The 17,079-nt window shown below is 69.3% G+C and carries 13 protein-coding genes and 1 tRNA gene; 3 read left to right on the forward strand and 11 right to left on the reverse strand.

Features of this window, described 5'->3' with window-relative positions:
• Positions 1–24 precede the first annotated feature (24 nt).
• The 11 genes from prfA to ABZ928_RS35985 form a co-directional block, all read right to left on the reverse strand.
• Complete coding sequence (prfA, locus tag ABZ928_RS35935; RefSeq protein WP_361528189.1) at positions 25–1,101, reverse strand: peptide chain release factor 1; 1,077 nt, start codon at positions 1,099–1,101, stop codon at positions 25–27.
• Between the two features lie 105 nt (positions 1,102–1,206).
• Positions 1,207–1,425 (reverse strand): 50S ribosomal protein L31, encoded by a 219-nt coding sequence (gene rpmE, locus ABZ928_RS35940; protein ID WP_079311057.1) that lies wholly within the window; start codon positions 1,423–1,425, stop codon positions 1,207–1,209.
• A gap of 148 nt (positions 1,426–1,573) precedes the next feature.
• A complete protein-coding gene (locus ABZ928_RS35945; RefSeq protein ID WP_361528191.1) occupies positions 1,574–2,710 on the reverse strand; it encodes an LCP family protein in 1,137 nt (378 codons plus the stop codon).
• A gap of 205 nt (positions 2,711–2,915) precedes the next feature.
• Positions 2,916–4,694, reverse strand: coding sequence for a trypsin-like serine protease (locus tag ABZ928_RS35950; RefSeq protein WP_361528519.1), 1,779 nt, complete (start codon positions 4,692–4,694; stop codon positions 2,916–2,918).
• A 163-nt stretch (positions 4,695–4,857) separates the two neighbouring features.
• Positions 4,858–6,834, reverse strand: coding sequence for a transcription termination factor Rho (rho, locus tag ABZ928_RS35955; RefSeq protein ID WP_361528193.1), 1,977 nt, complete (start codon positions 6,832–6,834; stop codon positions 4,858–4,860).
• A 422-nt stretch (positions 6,835–7,256) separates the two neighbouring features.
• Entirely contained in the window at positions 7,257–8,186 is a 930-nt protein-coding gene (gene thrB / locus ABZ928_RS35960; protein ID WP_361528195.1) for a homoserine kinase, read from the reverse strand.
• 263 nt (positions 8,187–8,449) lie between these two features.
• Positions 8,450–9,508: a threonine synthase gene (gene thrC / locus ABZ928_RS35965; RefSeq protein ID WP_361528197.1), complete on the reverse strand. Its 1,059-nt coding sequence runs from the start codon at positions 9,506–9,508 to the stop codon at positions 8,450–8,452.
• Between the two features lie 6 nt (positions 9,509–9,514).
• Positions 9,515–10,807, reverse strand: coding sequence for a homoserine dehydrogenase (locus tag ABZ928_RS35970; RefSeq protein ID WP_361528199.1), 1,293 nt, complete (start codon positions 10,805–10,807; stop codon positions 9,515–9,517).
• Between the two features lie 154 nt (positions 10,808–10,961).
• Positions 10,962–12,353 carry a diaminopimelate decarboxylase gene (lysA, locus tag ABZ928_RS35975; RefSeq protein WP_361528201.1) on the reverse strand — a complete coding sequence of 464 codons (1,392 nt, stop codon included), beginning with the start codon at positions 12,351–12,353 and terminating at the stop codon, positions 10,962–10,964.
• 17 nt (positions 12,354–12,370) lie between these two features.
• Positions 12,371–13,537, reverse strand: a complete 1,167-nt coding sequence (nrtL, locus tag ABZ928_RS35980) for an ArgS-related anticodon-binding protein NrtL (protein ID WP_361528203.1) — start codon at positions 13,535–13,537, stop codon at positions 12,371–12,373.
• A gap of 168 nt (positions 13,538–13,705) precedes the next feature.
• Positions 13,706–14,143, reverse strand: a complete 438-nt coding sequence (locus tag ABZ928_RS35985; protein WP_361528205.1) for a response regulator — start codon at positions 14,141–14,143, stop codon at positions 13,706–13,708.
• Between the two features lie 215 nt (positions 14,144–14,358).
• Here ABZ928_RS35985 and ABZ928_RS35990 point away from each other — a divergent pair.
• The 3 genes from ABZ928_RS35990 (at position 14,359) to ABZ928_RS36000 (ending at position 16,997) form a co-directional block, all read left to right on the forward strand.
• Positions 14,359–14,430 (forward strand) — tRNA-Arg (locus tag ABZ928_RS35990).
• Positions 14,431–14,752: 322 nt separating this feature from the next.
• Positions 14,753–15,196 carry a cytidine deaminase gene (locus ABZ928_RS35995; protein ID WP_361528207.1) on the forward strand — a complete coding sequence of 148 codons (444 nt, stop codon included), beginning with the start codon at positions 14,753–14,755 and terminating at the stop codon, positions 15,194–15,196.
• Positions 15,197–15,557: 361 nt separating this feature from the next.
• Positions 15,558–16,997 (forward strand): acyltransferase, encoded by a 1,440-nt coding sequence (locus ABZ928_RS36000; RefSeq protein WP_361528209.1) that lies wholly within the window; start codon positions 15,558–15,560, stop codon positions 16,995–16,997.
• Positions 16,998–17,079 lie beyond the last annotated feature (82 nt).

The raw sequence follows: 17,079 nt of genomic DNA on the forward strand, positions 1-17,079 counted from the left end.
CGTGTCGTACTCGGTCGTACGTTCTTACGCGGCCGCCAGCTTCGCCGCCGAGTCCGCGTCGACGCAGGCCTGGATCATCGCGTCGAGGTCGCCGTCCAGGACCTGGTCCAGGTTGTACGCCTTGAAGCCGACGCGGTGGTCCGAGATGCGGTTCTCCGGGAAGTTGTACGTACGGATCTTCTCGGAGCGGTCGACGGTGCGGACCTGGCTGCGGCGGGCGTCGGCGGCATTCTTCTCCGCTTCCTCCTGCGCCGCGGCGAGCAGCCTGGAGCGCAGGATACGCAAGGCCTGCTCCTTGTTCTGCAGCTGGCTCTTCTCGTTCTGGCAGGAGGCGACGACTCCGGTGGGAATGTGCGTGATGCGCACGGCGGAGTCGGTCGTGTTGACGGACTGGCCGCCGGGACCGGAAGAGCGGTACACGTCGATACGGAGGTCGTTCGGGTTGATCTCGACGTCGACCTCCTCCGCCTCGGGGGTCACGAGGACACCGGCCGCGGAGGTGTGGATACGGCCCTGGGACTCGGTCGCCGGCACGCGCTGCACGCGGTGCACACCGCCCTCGTACTTCAGCCGGGCCCAGACGCCCTGTCCGGGCTCGGTGGCGCCCTGGCCGCCCTTGGTCTTCACGGCGACCTGGACGTCCTTGTAGCCGCCCAGCTCGGACTCGGTGGCGTCGATGATCTCGGTCTTCCAGCCGACGCGCTCGGCGTACCGCAGATACATGCGCAGGAGGTCGCCGGCGAACAGGGCCGACTCGTCGCCGCCCGCGCCCGCCTTGATCTCCAGGATCACGTCCTTGTCGTCGCTGGGGTCGCGCGGCACCAGGAGCAGCCGCAGCTTCTCCGTCAGCTCCTCGCGCGTCCGCTCCAGGTCCTTGACCTCGGCGGCGAAGTCGGGATCGTCGGCGGCGAGTTCCTTCGCCGTGTCGATGTCGTCGCCGGTCTGCTTCCAGGAGCGGTACGTGGCGACGATCGGGGTGAGCTCGGCGTAGCGCTTGTTCAGCTTGCGCGCGTTGGCCTGGTCGGCGAAGACCGACGGGTCGGCGAGCTTCTTCTCCAGGTCGGCGTGCTCACCGACGAGTTCCTCGACGGCCTCGAACATCTTGGGGCTCCTGTACTGCGGATGAAGGGGAAGGCGGGCGACCAAAAACGCCGGTCCCGGCGCGCCTGTGAAGGGCGCGGCCGTGGACCGGCGAATTGGAGCTCGCTACTTCTTGGCAGCAGCCTTGCCGAAGCGGGCCTCGAAGCGGGCCACACGGCCACCGGTGTCGAGGATCTTCTGCTTGCCCGTGTAGAACGGGTGGCACTCGGAGCAGACCTCGGCGCGGATGGTGCCGCTCTCGATCGTGCTACGGGTGGTGAACGACGCGCCACAGGTGCAGCTGACCTGCGTCTCGACGTACTCGGGGTGGATGTCGCGCTTCAAGGTGTCTCCTAGTTTCGGGAGGGCACCGGGTCGCCGTCCGCGGGCTGCGGGGGCGTGAACCGGGGCCGACGTACCAGTCTGCCAGGACTGGCCGCATCCCCCAAAACGGGGGGCGGCCGTGATCTATTCCCGGCGGCCCTCGACGCCCCTACGACGCGGTCACGACGCCCTTGGCCTGGCCCGTGGCGGTGCCTTCGGTGGCCGACTTCGGGATCGCCTGGTCGTTCTCCAGCGCCTTCCAGACCAGGGCCGCCTTGTCCTTGTCCACGAGGACGCGGTTGCCGTCGGCGGGGTCGTACTGGACGGGCATCGTCACCATGGTCATGTTCTTCGAGCTGATGCCCTTGAGGCCGTTGGCGAAGGACATGAGCTTGTTGACCGAGCCGAGGTCGGAGTCGGTGGTGACGGTCTTGGTGGCGGTGTCGGCGAGGTCGTACAGCTTCTTCGGGTTGCCGAACACGTCGACGTTCTTGATCTGGTTGATCAGCGCCTTGATGAACGCCTGCTGGAGCTGGATGCGGCCGAGGTCGGAGCCGTCGCCGACGCCGTGCCGGGTGCGGACCAGGCCGAGGGCCTGCTTGCCGGTGAGGGTGTGGGTGCCGGCCTTCAGGTTCAGATGGCTCTCGGAGTCGCTGATGTCCTGGGTGGTGGTGACCTTGACGCCGCCGAGCTCGTCGATGAGCTTCTGGAAGCCGGAGAAGTCGACCTCCAGATAGTGGTCCATGCGAATGCCGGTGAGCGACTCGACGGTCTTCACGGCACAGGCGGCGCCGCCCGTGGAGTACGCGGAGTTGAACATCACGCCGGTCGCGGCGTCGTGGACGGTGCCGTCGGTGTCGGTGCACTCGGGGCGGTCGACGAGGGTGTCGCGGGGTACGGAGACCACGCTGGCCTTCTTGTGGCCCTCGTAGACATGCACGATCATCGCGGTGTCCGAGCGGGCGCTGCCGTCGTCGGTGCCGCCGCCGAGCTTCTTGTTGGAGCCGGAGCGGGTGTCGGAGCCCAGGACGAGGATGTTCTCGGAGCCGTTGTCGACCTTGGTGGGCCGGTCGGTGCCGAGGGCCTGGTCGATGTCGACGCTCTTGATGTTGCCGTTGAGCTTGAAGTACAGGTAGCCGGCGCCGGTGCCGCCCAGCACGACGATGCCCGCGGCGGTCCAGGCCGCGATCACCAGGCCCTTGCGCTTGCCGCGGGTCTTGCGGCGGCGGCCCTTGGCGCGGTGGCGCGGGCCTGCGGTGCCGGTCTCATCCGGTATGCCGGACTCCGGCGTGCTCTCGGGGGACATGTGCTCCTCGTTCTTCGTCCGGTCGGTTACCCCCTGCTTTCAGGGTCAGACGTGGTCGTTACGACCCGAACCTCACCATGGTCGCTCCGTCGGGTCAGACGGGGAAACCGGAGAAAGGGTTGCACAACGCACTGTGCCCACCCGGTGGACGGGTGGGCACAGTGCGTAGTCGTCGAACGCGGGCGTACCGCGCTCACCTGCTATTTCATCCGAAGATGTCGTACTGCTTGAAATCGGTACCGACGGAGATCCTTGTGGCGAAGATCTCGCTGGTGGCCTTGCCGGTGCCCTTGTACAGGTAGAGCGTGCCGCCGGGCGTACGGGCCAGGAAGTCGGCCTTGCCGTCGCCGGTGATGTCACCGATGGCGTCGAAGGCGTTGTACGTCGTGTTGCTCCAGGTGCGGACCTTCACGCGGGCGGAGAAGGGGCTGGTGGCCTTGCCGGTGCCCTTGTACAGGTAGATCGCGCCGGTGCTCTTGTTGCGGGCGATCAGGTCGGCCTTGCCGTCACCGTTGAAGTCACCCTTGCCGCGCAGCATGTTGTACGAGTTCCAGCCCGTGCCCGTACCGATCTGCTTGCGGGCCGCGAAGGTGCCGTCGCCGTTGCTCGGGTACAGCCACGCCTTGCCGGCGGAGTCCACGGAGACCAGGTCGGGCTTGTAGTCGCCGGTCAGGTCGCCAGGGGTGATGATGCGCGTGCGGGTCTTCCAGCCGGAGAAGATCTTCTTCTCGGACCACGAGTCAGTCGACCACACGTAGCGCAGCCAGTAGACGTCACCGGTGGAGCTCTGGCGGTACACGATGTCCTGGACGCTGTCCCGGTTCAGGTCGGTCTGGACGACGAGGTTGACCCCGCCCCAGTCGCCGAGGGACTGGCGGGCGCCGAACGAGGTGCCCTTGGAGTCCTTCTCGAAGGCCTCCTTCGTCGACGACTTGCGCACGAACAGGTCGGCCTTGGCGTCCGTGTAGCTCAGGTTGGCGTCCTCGACCTGCGCGTAAGCGGCGCCGAGGTAGGTGCTGACCTTCGAGAAGACGCTGTAGGAGCCCTTCTCGACACAGTCCACGACACCCCACGAGACGACACCCACGATGCGGCCGCCCACGACGAGCGGACCACCGGAGTCACCGTTGCAGGCGGACGTCGTGCCCGTGTCGCTGCCGGTGGCCGGGGTGCCGGCGCAGACCATGTGGCCCTTGATGAAGTCGGCACCGTAGTAGCCGGCGCACGTGGCGTCCGACTGGATCGGCAGCGTGGCCGTCTTCAGGGTGTCGGAGACGTCCTCGGTGGTGGAGGTGGTACGGCCCCAGCCGTAGACCTTCGCACTGGTCCCGGCCTTGTACGAGGTGGTGTCGGTGGACGTCGTCATACGGATCGGCGTCGCCTTGACCGGGTGGTTCAGGGTGATGACGGCGATGTCGTTGTCGATGGTCCGCGAGCTGTACGACGGGTGGCTCCACTGGCGCACCGCACCGGTGACCGTGCCGTTGGTGTTGCCGGCCGCGTCGGGCATCGTCGTGGTGCCGGTGACGACCGCGCCGTACTTGGCCCAGTTGTAGCCCTTGACGCAGTGCGCGGCCGTGAGGATCTTCGTCGGCGAGACGACGGCGCCGCCGCAGAAGAAGTTCACGTTGTTGGTGGAGTCCTGGTAGAAGAGCTGAGCCATCCAGGGCGCCGAGCTGATCGTCGTGGTGGTACCGCCGATGATCTTCGCGTCGACGGTGCCGCTGCTGGTGCTGGAGCTCAGCGACGACTTCGAGGTCGTCTGCCCCGCGATGTCACCACCGGCGAGACCCCCCGCGACCCGGGCCTGAAGCTCGGCCTGCGACACCGTGCTGATGGCGGGCGTCTTGAGCGTCCGCTCGGACGCCGTGGCCGCCCCGGCCGACGTGGTGACGAGCGCGGCCGCGACAGCGGCGGCTATCCCGGCCGCGGCGACCGGCAGCCCGATCCTCAACCGCCGTCTGTGCCGCCCGCCCCCGGACATGGCTGTACCCACTCAAGTCCCCCCTCGGGATCAGAAGTTCAGTGGTCGAAAAAGCGACCGAAGAGCGAGATCGTACACCGCCCCGCTGACAGCCAAGCGGGCCACCCTGACAACAGAGAGGGCCACCCTTTCCACAAGGGTGGCCCTCTCAGGAAAACTCGCGTCAGTCACCGTTACCGGGCGTCGGCGTCGTCTTCTGGATCTGCATCAGGAACTCGGCGTTCGACTTCGTCTGCTTCATCTTGTCGAGGAGCAGTTCGACCGCCTGCTGCTGGTCGAGCGCGTGCAGCACCCGGCGCAGCTTCCAGACGATGGCGAGCTCGTCGCTGGCGAGCAGGATCTCTTCCTTACGGGTACCGGACGCGTCCACGTCCACCGCCGGGAAGATCCGCTTGTCGGCGAGCTTGCGGTCGAGCTTGAGCTCGGCGTTGCCGGTGCCCTTGAACTCCTCGAAGATGACCTCGTCCATGCGGGACCCGGTGTCCACCAGGGCGGTGGCGAGGATGGTCAGCGAGCCGCCGTCCTCGATGTTGCGGGCCGCACCGAAGAAGCGCTTCGGCGGGTACAGGGCGGTCGAGTCGACACCACCGGACAGGATGCGGCCGGAGGCGGGCGCGGCGAGGTTGTACGCACGGCCCAGACGCGTGATCGAGTCGAGCAGCACGACCACGTCGTGGCCCAGCTCCACCAGACGCTTGGCGCGCTCGATGGCGAGCTCGGCGACCGTGGTGTGGTCCTCGGCCGGGCGGTCGAAGGTCGAGGAGATGACCTCGCCCTTCACCGACCGCTGCATGTCGGTGACCTCTTCCGGACGCTCGTCGACCAGGACGACCATCAGGTGGCACTCGGGGTTGTTGTGCGTGATCGCGTTGGCGATCGCCTGCATGATCATGGTCTTGCCGGTCTTCGGCGGGGCCACGATCAGACCGCGCTGGCCCTTACCGATCGGCGCGACGAGGTCGATGATGCGGGTGGTGAGGATGCCCGGGTCCGTCTCCAGACGGAGGCGGTCCTGCGGGTACAGCGGCGTCAGCTTGTTGAACTCCGGCCGCCCGCGCCCGGATTCGGGCGCCATGCCGTTGACGGAGTCGAGGCGCACGAGCGCGTTGAACTTCTCGCGGCGCTCGCCGTCCTTCGGCTGACGGACCGCACCGGTGACGTGGTCGCCCTTGCGCAGGCCGTTCTTGCGGACCTGGGCGAGGGAGACGTACACGTCGTTGGGGCCCGGGAGGTAGCCCGACGTACGGATGAAGGCGTAGTTGTCGAGGATGTCCAGGATGCCCGCGACGGGGATCAGGACGTCGTCGTCGGCGAGCTGCGGCTCGGCGGCGCCACCCATCTCGTCACGGCCACGACGGCCCCGACGGTCCCGGTAGCGGCCGCGACGGCCACGGCGGCCGCCGTCGAAGTCGTCGTCGTCCTGCGGGCCGGCGTTGCGGTCCTGACGGCCGCCGCCCTGCTGCTGGCTCTGCTGCTGGCCGCGCTGGCCGCCCTGCTGCTCGTCGCCCTTGCGACGGTCGCCGCGGTCACGGCCGCGGTCCCCACGGTCGCCGCGGTCACGGCGGTCGCGACGGCCACGGCCCTCGCCGTCACCGGCGTCGCCCTTGGGCTCGCCCTGCGCCTGCGCGGGCGTCTCGGCCTTCGGCTCGCTCTTCGCCTCGGCGACCACCGTCTCGGGGCTGCCGGCGTCGGCCGTGGCACGGCGACGGCGGCGCTCGGCGGGAGCGTCGTCGGAGGCCGGCTGGCCGGGGATCTCGATCTGCTGCTGGGCCACAGCCTTGTCGGCGGGGGCCTCGGCCTTCGCCTCCGCCTTCTTCTCGGCGGCCTCGCCGGTGCGGGCCTTGGAGGTGGCGCGGCGCTTGGGCTTGGTCTCGGCAGCGGCATCGGCCTTGGGGGCCGCGGCACCGCCTCCGGCCTGCGCCTCCTTGATGACCTCGATCAGCTGGCTCTTGCGCATCCGCGCGGTGCCCCTGATGTTGAGGCCCGAGGCGACCTGCTGCAGCTCGGCCAGCACCATGCCCTCGAGGCCGGTACCGCGGCGCCGCCGGGAGCCCGCACCACTGGCAGGCGCGGCGTCCGTGGCGGGCGCGGCAGCGGTGTCCTCGACACGTGCGCCCATCAGATCGGTGGTGTCGCTCACGAAGGGTCCTTCCCTGGAGCGGACGTCGGCCTGTCTGGCTCGGCGACCGGTTGTGCTGTCCGACGTCGGTCCCATCCTTGTGGACCGTGCCGGGGCGGTGGTCCGCCTGGGCGGCGGAGGAATCTGGTGATGGCGCTTCCCAAAGCAGTGACACCGACGGTCTGTGTCACGAGGCTTGGTCGCACCGGTTCCGGAGCGTGCCCGGCAAGTCGCTCAGTGCTCGCGTACGAGGTACTGCCCGCGTACGTCGTACGAAACACAGTGCGGCTTGGGAGGCTCCCGGAAGAATGTCTGTCCCGGACGGGGACGTGAAGCACCTCGCCATGGTGGGGTCGGGTGCAGACTTGAGGTTAACACTACCGGATCCAACAAACATTCCCCCTCTCCAAATCCGGCAACCGCCGGCTTCAGATGTCACTGCTTCAGATGTCACTGCTGGAAGCGAGCGGCAGCACGCTCGCCCCCTGGGCATCGAGTGCGAGCCGGTTCGCGGCCCAGCCCTCGCCCGCCAGATGGGCCACCTTGTCCGCGCTGGCCTCGTCGACCAGTGCGAGAACGGTGGGACCCGCTCCGGAAATCACCGCCGGGACTCCGTCCGCCCTCAAGCGCTCGACGAGCGCGGCGCTCTCCGGCATGGCCGGAGCCCGGTACTCCTGGTGCAGCCGGTCCTCGGTCGCGGGCAGCAGCAGCTCGGGGCTCCTGGTGAGGGCCTCGACGAGCAGTGCGGCGCGGCCCGCGTTGGCGGCGGCGTCGACATGCGGCACGGTGCGCGGGAGGAGGCCGCGCGCGGTCTCCGTCAGTACCGGCTTTCCGGGCACGAAAACCACCGGAACGATGGAATCGGAGGGCTCCAGCCTGATGGCCCGGGCGGCGCCGGACTCCATCCAGGCGATGGTGAAACCGCCGAGCAGACACGGGGCCACGTTGTCGGGGTGGCCCTCGATCTCGGTCGCGAGTTCAAGGAGCGCGGTGTCGTCGAGCTTGGACTCGCCGCCTATGGTCACGGCGCGCGCGGCGACGATGCCCGCGCAGATGGCGGCGGAGGAGGAACCCAGGCCGCGGCCGTGCGGAATGCGGTTGGCGCACACGATCTCCAGACCGCGCGGCTGTCCGCCGAGCAGGTCGAAGGCGGTGCGCAGGGACCGTACGAGGAGGTGCTTCTCGTCGCGCGGGAGGGTCTCGCTGCCCTCACCGGCGATGTCGATGTGCAGCCCTGAGTCGGCCACCCGGACGACGACGTCGTCATAGAGCCCCAGCGACAGGCCGAGGCTGTCGAAGCCCGGGCCGAGGTTGGCGCTGGTGGCGGGGACGCGCACCCGGACGGCGGCGGCGCGGAACGCTGGACCGGCCATCGCTCGATGACTCTCCTTGAGCTGCGTGATTGTCGAATGACATTCGATACGTACGGGGAGACCCTCAGGCCACTGTCGACGAGCCCTGTAAGACCGCTGTCGACGGCGCGGCACCGCGGCATATGCGGCGGGCGGGTTCAGTACAGCCTATCGAAGGAAGGTTCTGTGGCGACATAGGGCGCACAGGAGGCGCACGATGCGTGTCGTAAGCCCCCTGTGCACCCCCTATAGGGATGTCGTGGGGATGTCGCCCGATGGTCCCGCTATGCGAGGCCGAGGCGGTCGGCCGCCGTGGCCGCGTCGACCGGGACGGTGACCGGCTGCGGGGCGCCGGCGACGGCCCAGTCGGGGTCCTTGAGGCCGTTGCCGGTGACGGTGCAGACGATCTTCTGCCCCGGGTCGACCAGGCCCTGCTCGGCGGCCTTCAGCAGACCTGCCACGGACGCGGCCGAGGCGGGCTCGACGAAGACGCCCTCCTGCGCGGCCAACAGCCGGTAGGCGCGCAGGATCTCACGGTCCGTCACCTCGTCGATGAGGCCGCCGGACTCGTCGCGCGCGGCGAGCGCGTACTGCCAGGACGCCGGGTTGCCGATGCGGATGGCGGTGGCGATGGTCGACGGGTCCTTGACGACCTCGCCGCGCACGATCGGGGCACTGCCGGAGGCCTGGAAACCCCACATTCGGGGGGTCTTGGCGGCGATGCCGTCGGCGGCGTACTCCTTGTAGCCCTTCCAGTACGCGGTGATGTTGCCCGCGTTGCCGACCGGGAGGACGTGGATGTCGGGCGCGTCGCCGAGCATGTCCACGATCTCGAAGGCGGCGGTCTTCTGACCCTCGATACGCACCGGGTTGACCGAATTGACCAGTGCGACGGGGTAGTTGTCGCTCAGGGCGCGGGCGAGCGTGAGGCAGTCGTCGAAGTTGCCGTCGACCTGGAGGATCTTCGCGCCGTGGACGAGCGCCTGGCCCATCTTGCCGATCGCGATCTTTCCCTGCGGAACGAGTACGGCGGAGACCATGCCGGCGCGCACGGCGTACGCGGCGGCGGAGGCCGACGTATTGCCGGTGGAGGCGCAGATGACCGCCTTCGCGCCCTCCTCCTTGGCCCTGGTGATGGCCATGGTCATACCGCGGTCCTTGAAGGACCCCGTCGGGTTGGCGCCCTCCACCTTGAGGTGGACCTCGCAGCCCGTGCGCTCGGAGAGCACCTGCGCGGGCACGAGGGGCGTGCCGCCCTCACGGAGCGTCACGACCGGGGTGCTGTCGGAGACGGGCAGCCGGTCCCGGTACTCCTCGATGATTCCGCGCCACTGGTGGGTCATTGCTGGTTACTCTCCTTCAACCCGCATGATGCTGGCGACACCCCGCACGGTGTCGAGCTTGCGCAACGCCTCGACGGTCCCGTTCAGGGCGGCGTCGGAGGCCCGGTGGGTGACGACGACGAGGGAGGCCTCGCCGTCCTTGCCCTGCTGGCGAACCGTATCGATCGAAACCCCGTGCTCGGCGAACACGGTGGCAACCTGGGCGAGAACACCCGGTTTGTCCGCCACGTCAAGGCTGATGTGGTACCGCGTGACGACCTCGCCCATGCCCGAGACGGGCAGGGCGGCGTACGCGGACTCGCCGGGACCGGTCGCGCCATTGAGCCGGTTGCGGCAGACGGCGACGAGGTCGCCGAGGACTGCGGAGGCGGTCGGGGCGCCGCCGGCGCCGGGACCGTAGAACATCAGCTGGCCGGCCGCGTCGGACTCGACGAAGACGGCGTTGTAGGCGCCGCGCACGGACGCGAGCGGGTGGCTCAGCGGGATCATGGCGGGGTGCACGCGCGCGGTGACGGAGCCGCCGTCCTCGGCCCGCTCACAGATGGCGAGCAGCTTGATGGTGCAGCCCATCTCCTTCGCGGAGGCGAAGTCGGCGGCGGTGACCTCGGTCATCCCCTCGCGGTAGACGTCGTCGAGACGCACGCGCGTGTGGAAGGCGATACCGGCGAGGATGGCGGCCTTCGCGGCGGCGTCGAAGCCCTCGACGTCGGCGGTCGGGTCGGCCTCGGCGTACCCCAGGGCGGTGGCCTCGTCGAGGGCCTCCTGGTAGCCCGCCCCCGTGCTGTCCATCTTGTCGAGGATGAAGTTCGTCGTCCCGTTGACGATGCCCAGCACCCGGTTGACCTTGTCACCGGCGAGGGACTCGCGCAGCGGGCGGATCAGCGGGATGGCACCGGCGACGGCGGCCTCGTAGTAGAGGTCCGCGTCGTGCTCCTCCGCCGCCGCGTGGAGGGCGGCGCCGTCCTGGGCGAGGAGGGCCTTGTTGGCGGAGACGACGGAGGCGCCGTGCTCGAAGGCGGTGGTGATGAGGGTCCGCGCGGGCTCGATACCGCCGATAACCTCGACGATGACGTCGATGTCCCCGCGCTTGACGAGAGCGGTCGCGTCGGTGGTCACGAGGGCCGGGTCGATGCCCTCACGGACCTTGGACGGGCGTCGTACGGCGACCCCGGCGAGCTCGACGGGGGCGCCGATGCGCGCGGCGAGGTCGTCGGCGTGCGTCGTCATGATGCGCGCCACCTCTGAGCCGACCACTCCACAGCCCAGCAGCGCCACCTTCAGCGGACGCGTACGCATCATCCGACCTCGTTTCCTCATACCGTCTACGGTTGGACCAGTCTCACTCACCGGACGGGAGTTTCTACCCTTCGTCCGGATCGTGAGATATCTATTTCATGTGTACGGGCCCGGAAGACAGGAGATCTTCCGCTCCCCGGCTCCGCCTTCGCCCGACTCACCCGACGTCGAGCCGCAGCAGATCCTCCTCCGTCTCACGCCGGACGATGACCCGGGACGCACCGTCGTTGACGGCGACGACCGGGGGCCGCAGCACGTGGTTGTAGTTGCTGGCCATGGACCGGCAGTACGCGCCCGTGGCCGGTACGGCGATGAGGTCGCCCGGCGCGACATCGGCCGGCAGGAACGCGTCCTTGACCACGATGTCCCCGCTCTCGCAGTGCTTGCCGACGACGCGCACCAGCATGGGCTCGGCGTCGGAGGTGCGGGAGACGAGGGCGACGCTGTACTCGGCGTCGTACAGGGCGGTCCTGATGTTGTCGGACATGCCGCCGTCGACGGAGACGTAGGTGCGCAGGCCGTCGAGGGGCTTGATGGTGCCGACCTCGTAGAGCGTGAAGGCGGTGGGGCCGACGATGGCGCGCCCGGGCTCGACGGAGATGCGCGGCGTGCGGAGCTTGGCCGACTCGCACTCACGGGTGACGATCTCGGTGAGCGCCTTGGCGATCTCGTGGGGCTCGCGGGGATCGTCGTCGCTGGTGTAGGCGATACCGAGCCCGCCCCCGAGGTCGATCTCGGGCAGCTCGACGCCGTGCTCGTCCCGGATGTCCTTGAGCAGCCCGACGACGCGGTGGGCGGCGACCTCGAATCCGGACATGTCGAAGATCTGTGAACCGATGTGGGAGTGGATTCCGATGACATCAAGGGAGTCGAGCTGAAGGGCGCGGCGAACGGCTTCGGCGGCCTGTCCGCCGGCGAGCGGGATCCCGAACTTCTGATCTTCATGGGCGGTGGCGATGAACTCGTGCGTATGTGCTTCCACGCCGACGGTGATACGGATCTGGACGCGCTGCCGCTTGCCGAGCTCCCGGGCGATGTGGGCGACGCGGACGATCTCCTGGAAGGAGTCGAGAACGATACGGCCGACACCGGCGTCGATGGCGCGGGTGATCTCGTCGACGGACTTGTTGTTGCCGTGGAAGGCGATGCGGTCGGCGGGCATACCGGCGGAGAGGGCGGTGGCGAGCTCGCCGCCGGAGCAGACGTCGAGGTTGAGCCCCTCCTCGTGCAGCCAGCGGACGACGGCGCGGGAGAGGAAGGCCTTGCCGGCGTAGAAGACGTCGGCGTCATGCCCGAAGGCGGTCCGCCAGGCGCGGGCGCGGGCACGGAAGTCGGCCTCGTCGAGGATGTAGGCGGGCGTGCCGTGCTCCTCGGCGAGGGTCTTCACATCGATGCCGCCGACGGTGACGACGCCGTCGGTGTCACGCGCGACCGTCTGCGCCCAGACCTTCGGGTCGAGGGTGTTGAGGTCGGCCGGCGGAGCGGAGTAGTGGCCCTCGGGAAGGACGTCGGCGTGACGAGGCCCGGCGGGGTGTGCGGAACGGCTCATGGTCTGTGGCTGGCTCTCTAGATGTGGTCGGGTGCGTCGATGCCGAGCAGGGTCAGGCCGCCGGCCAGCACCGCCCCGACGGCTTCGGCGAGCGCGAGCCGGGCACGGTGGGCGGCCGAGGGTTTCTCGTCGCCGCGCGGGAGGACGGTGGGCAGGAAGGGAAGCGCCGCGTCGGCGACGGTGACGAGGTGGCGGGCCAGACGGTCTGGGGTGCGGTGGGCTGCGGCTTGGGCCAGGACGCGGGGGTGGTCGGCGAGGGTGGTGATGAGGACGCCGAGGGTGCGGTGTGCGTCGCGGGGTTCGCCGGGGTGGGGCTCTGCTGTACGGGGCTCGCCGGAGTGACGCTCTGCGGGGTGGAACTCTGCCGGGTGGGCGTCTCCGACATGGGGCTCGCCGAGCTGTACGTCTCCGGGGACCGCCTCGAATCCCAGGTCCGCGGCGTTGCGGCTGAGGGCTCGGGTGCGGGCGTGGGTGTAGCGGATGCGGAAGAGGGGGTTGCTCTCGCGCTGGACGAGGTGTTCGTCGGTGATGCGGGGCCGGTCGTGGGCGGCGGGGTAAAGGAGTGCCCAGCGGGCGGCGTCGCGGCCGAGCGGGAGGGGGTCGACGGGCGCGGGGACGGGGCGCACGGGGAGGTGCAGCTGCGGGGCGTGCGGCTTCTTCGGGGGATGCCCGTCGACACGTACGCCCAGGACATCGACCCACTGCGCCGAGGGCTCGGCCGCGCACCAGGTGTGAACGGCGGCGCCCTGGGACCGCAGGATCCGGGCGACGGCATCCATCACGACGACGGCACGCACCTCCTCCGGACAGGCCAGCCGCAGGAAGTCCGGGGAAGGGCCGCGGGAGTGTCCGTACCGCTTGCCGCGCCGCAGGATCTCCTCGACGAGGGCGACGGACGCGGTGTCCCCCAGGCTGATGTTGAGGAAGCCGGGCCCGGTGACGGTGACGTCCGTGACGCCGGGGGCGTCGAGGAGGTAGGGCCGCAGAATCTCGGCGACCTGTTCGGAGGGCCGGCCGGCGGGGCGGGCGAGTTGGAGGGCCACGTTGGTGGCGTAGTCACCGCTGCCGCCGGGCCCGGGACGCGTGACGACGGCCCGCTCGGGAACGGCCACGCTCAGCTCCCCACCGTCGACAGCGCGACGGACCGCGCGCAGCACGGTGCGGGAGAGCTCGACGGGGGTCACGGGACAAGCGTAGGGGAGGAGGGGGGTGGGTAGGCGAGTCAGTTTGGGCGATGGTCCGGGATGTGGACGGGGCCGGACGACGGAGCTGATGACGACCGGGGCGAATGACGGAGCCGGATCACGGAACTGGATCACAGAGGCGGATGACGGGGCCGGATGAACCGGGCTTCAGCCGCCGGCGCGCCCGGCCCGCTCGGTCTCCCCCGCACCGAGGACACTCCCGAAGACGCTGTCGCCCTCCGTGCTCGGCTCCCCACCGTGCCTGCGCTCGATCAACTGCCGTACGAGCTGCACCAGTTCGGCAGGCTCGAAGGGCTTGGCGAGGAACGCGTCCACGCCGACATCGAGCCCGCTCTCGACCTCGTACTGCGTACAGGCGCTGACGATGGCAAGGGGAAGATCACGAGTCCGCGGATCCGAACGCAACCGAGCGGCGGTCCGAAGCCCGTCAAGCCGGGGCATAACCACATCAAGCGTCACCACATCGGGCCGCACCTGATGAACGACATCCAGACACTCGGCACCATCAGCCGCGGTCACGACCTCGATGCCCTCCAGCTCGAGATTGACCCTGATCAACTGCCGGATGACCTTGTTGTCGTCCACAACAAGCACCCGACCCGACGCGCCTGGCACAACACCGAGAGTAGGTCCGGACCGGCCACCGCGTCCGGGTTTTGCCTACTTCTGCCCCGCACGAGGAAACGAACAAGATCGACACCCCCCGACACCGCCCCTGCCGGGCCCCCAAAACCGGTTCATGAACACCCCGACCGAGCTGGTAGTGTTCTACCCGTCGCCGCGAGCAACGCGACCGACACGCCCCCGTAGCTCAGGGGATAGAGCAACGGCCTCCGGAGCCGTGTGCGCAGGTTCGAATCCTGCCGGGGGCACCCGATATGAGGTGCCCAAGGACCCCGTAATCAGCGGAGACGCTGAGTGCGGGGTCTTCGCGTGTGTGCAGCCGTATGCCGCCCTGAGCGGCCGCAAGCATTTTGCGTTTCAGGCTCCTGGAGCTAGGGCTTCTACTTCAGGAACTGCGCGATGCGCCTGGCTTGAGTCGGCACGTGCAGTCGTGGCCCCCCGCCCGGGCCTGTTCTCGCGTGGAGCGAGTTGTAGGTTGGCGAGCGCCCGGGGCGGCAGGGCTGGGGTGTCGGTGCTTCGCTGTTCTTTCCGGGCCATGTCGCGTTCGGGGGGCGTGGCACACTCCGGCGCATGAAACTCGATCAGGCGTTGGTGGACGCGGCTGTGGAACTTATGGACCGACGCTGGCCTGCGGGCGAGCCTGGTGGGGCGGCCGCTGTGCGGCTCGCTGACGGTGGTGTTCTGACCAGTGTCGGGCTCGACAACATGAACGGGTCCGTGGCGCTCTGCCAGGAGACAGGGGCGTTCATCCAGGCCTTCACTCAGGATCGAACCGTCACCGCCTCCGTCTGCGTCTGCCGTGACTTGGAGCGCGGCAGGGTTCTGATCTTGCCGCCCTGTGGCGTCTGTCAGGAACGGCTCGCGCTCTGGGGGCCGTCCGTCGAAGTCGCCGTTCCGCGGGAAGGCGATCCGACCCGTTGGGAGGCGCGCACCCTCGCGGAAGTGAACCCCTACTACTGGGGCGTGCAGTTCGCCGAGGGGCGGTGGCCTTCCCGAGCAGAGCATTCCGGGTGATCGCACCCTGGGTGGTGGGGCTGCGGCCGTTCGGGCGTTGCCGTGGTGGCGGTTGTCCTGTTCGTCGGGCCCCTGGTGGGGGTGGCGCAGGCGCGGGCCGATCTGGACTGCGGGGACGAGGTGCTTCCCCATCGGGGGTCCGTCAGCGTGGCGACAGTGACTGCGACTGAGACTGCCACTGCGACTGCTGCGCCCACTCTTGGCGTTCACGGGGGAATCGGTGGCGGTACCGGGCCCACGGACGCGAGCGGGGGGCTGCGCGGGCACTGAGGGAGGGCGGGTCGCGGATTGCGGGGTTGGTGTGGCTCGCCTTTGCCAAGTCGCGGCCGTTTTCCGTTAGTTGGTGGCAGCATCGTCCGGCATGGGGAGAGATCGGTACGTCGACTTCCTGCGGGCCTGGGCGATTCTGCTGGTTGTGGTGGGGCATTGGCTCATCACCGCGCTCGTTCGGGAGCCGGGCGGGGAGATATGGGCGCCTGAGTTGCTTGCCGAGGTGCCGTGGACTCAGTGGCTGACGCTGGGGTTTCAGGTCATGCCGTTGTTCTTTTTCGCGGGTGGGTACGCGGCGGGCGGGTCGTGGGGGGCGGCCGGCGGGGGTGCTTCGGGGTGGGTTCGGCGGCGGGCGTTGCGGTTGTTGGGGCCGGCCGGGGTGTACAGCGGGCTGGTGCTGGTTGCCGTGGGGGTGTGTCAGGGGGTTGGGGTCGAGGGCGGGACGCTGGAGCTGGTCGGGTGGGCCATGGCCATGCAGTTCTGGTTTCTGCCGGTGTACTCGGTGATCAGTGCGGTCACTCCGCTGCTGTATGCGGCGCATCTGCGGTGGGGGGTGCTCGTACCCGGCGGGATGGGGGTCGTTTCCGTCGTCGCCTCGTGTACGCCTCATCTCGGGGTGCTTAATTACTTCCTCGTCTGGGGCGTCGCCTATCAGCTCGGCTTCTGCTGGCGGGATGGGCTATTGCAGAGGGGGACGGGGGGTGTGCTGGCGGTGTGCGGTGGGGTGGCGTTCGTCGGGCTCGTTGCCCTTGGGCCCTATCCCGTCAGTCTTATCCGGGTCACCGGGCAGACGCCGAGCAACACCGATCCGCCCTCCCCCGCGATGCTCGCCTGGGTGGTCGCGCAGGTGGGGGTGTGTCTGCTTGTTGCGCCGCTCGTCCGGCGGGTGCTGGAGCGGGAACGGGTCTGGCGGGTGGTGCGTGGGGTCGGGGGTGCCAGCATGACGCTCTACCTGTGGCACATGCTGCCCGTACTCGTTGTCGCCGCCGCCTTCTATCTCACCGGGCTCGCGCCCCAGCCCGCCCTCGGCTCACTCGGCTGGTGGGGGCTGCGGGTGCCCTGGCTGGTCGTGCTCGGGGTGGTCCTGGTGGGGGTGGTGGCGGGGGTTCGAGGGGTGGCGATGAGGCTTCGGCCGACCCCCACACTTCGGCCGACCTCCAGGCTTCGGCGGACCTCCACGTCTCCGCCAGCCTCCACGCCTCCGCCAGCCTCCACGCCTCCGCCAGCCTCCACGCCTCCGCCAGCCTCCACGCCTCCGCCGACCGCCACGCCTCTTCCGGCCCCCACGCCTCGGCTTCCGCTTCCGCCCTGGCTGATGTGGCTGGGCCTCGGCTCCTGCGCCGTGTCGCTCAGCCGGTTCGCCGTGTACGGATTCGCTCCCGACGGGCAGTTCCCCGTGCTGCCCGCGCTGGGGCTGGCGATGGGGGTCGGGATGGTGGGGCTGGGTGGGCGAGGTGTGTGCGACCGTGAGCTTTCACACAGATCATCTGCGGGGCCCGCCGGTAAGTCGGCCGCGTTCGAGGGGAGTTGACGGGGGCTCCGGAATCCCGGGCGTTTGCTAGGTGTAAGAAACCGGGCATGTTTCCCTTTCAACTATGGCCTTTCCGGCTTTC

The sequence above is a fragment of the Streptomyces sp. NPDC046909 genome (assembly GCF_040644695.1).
Lineage (GTDB): Bacteria > Actinomycetota > Actinomycetes > Streptomycetales > Streptomycetaceae > Streptomyces.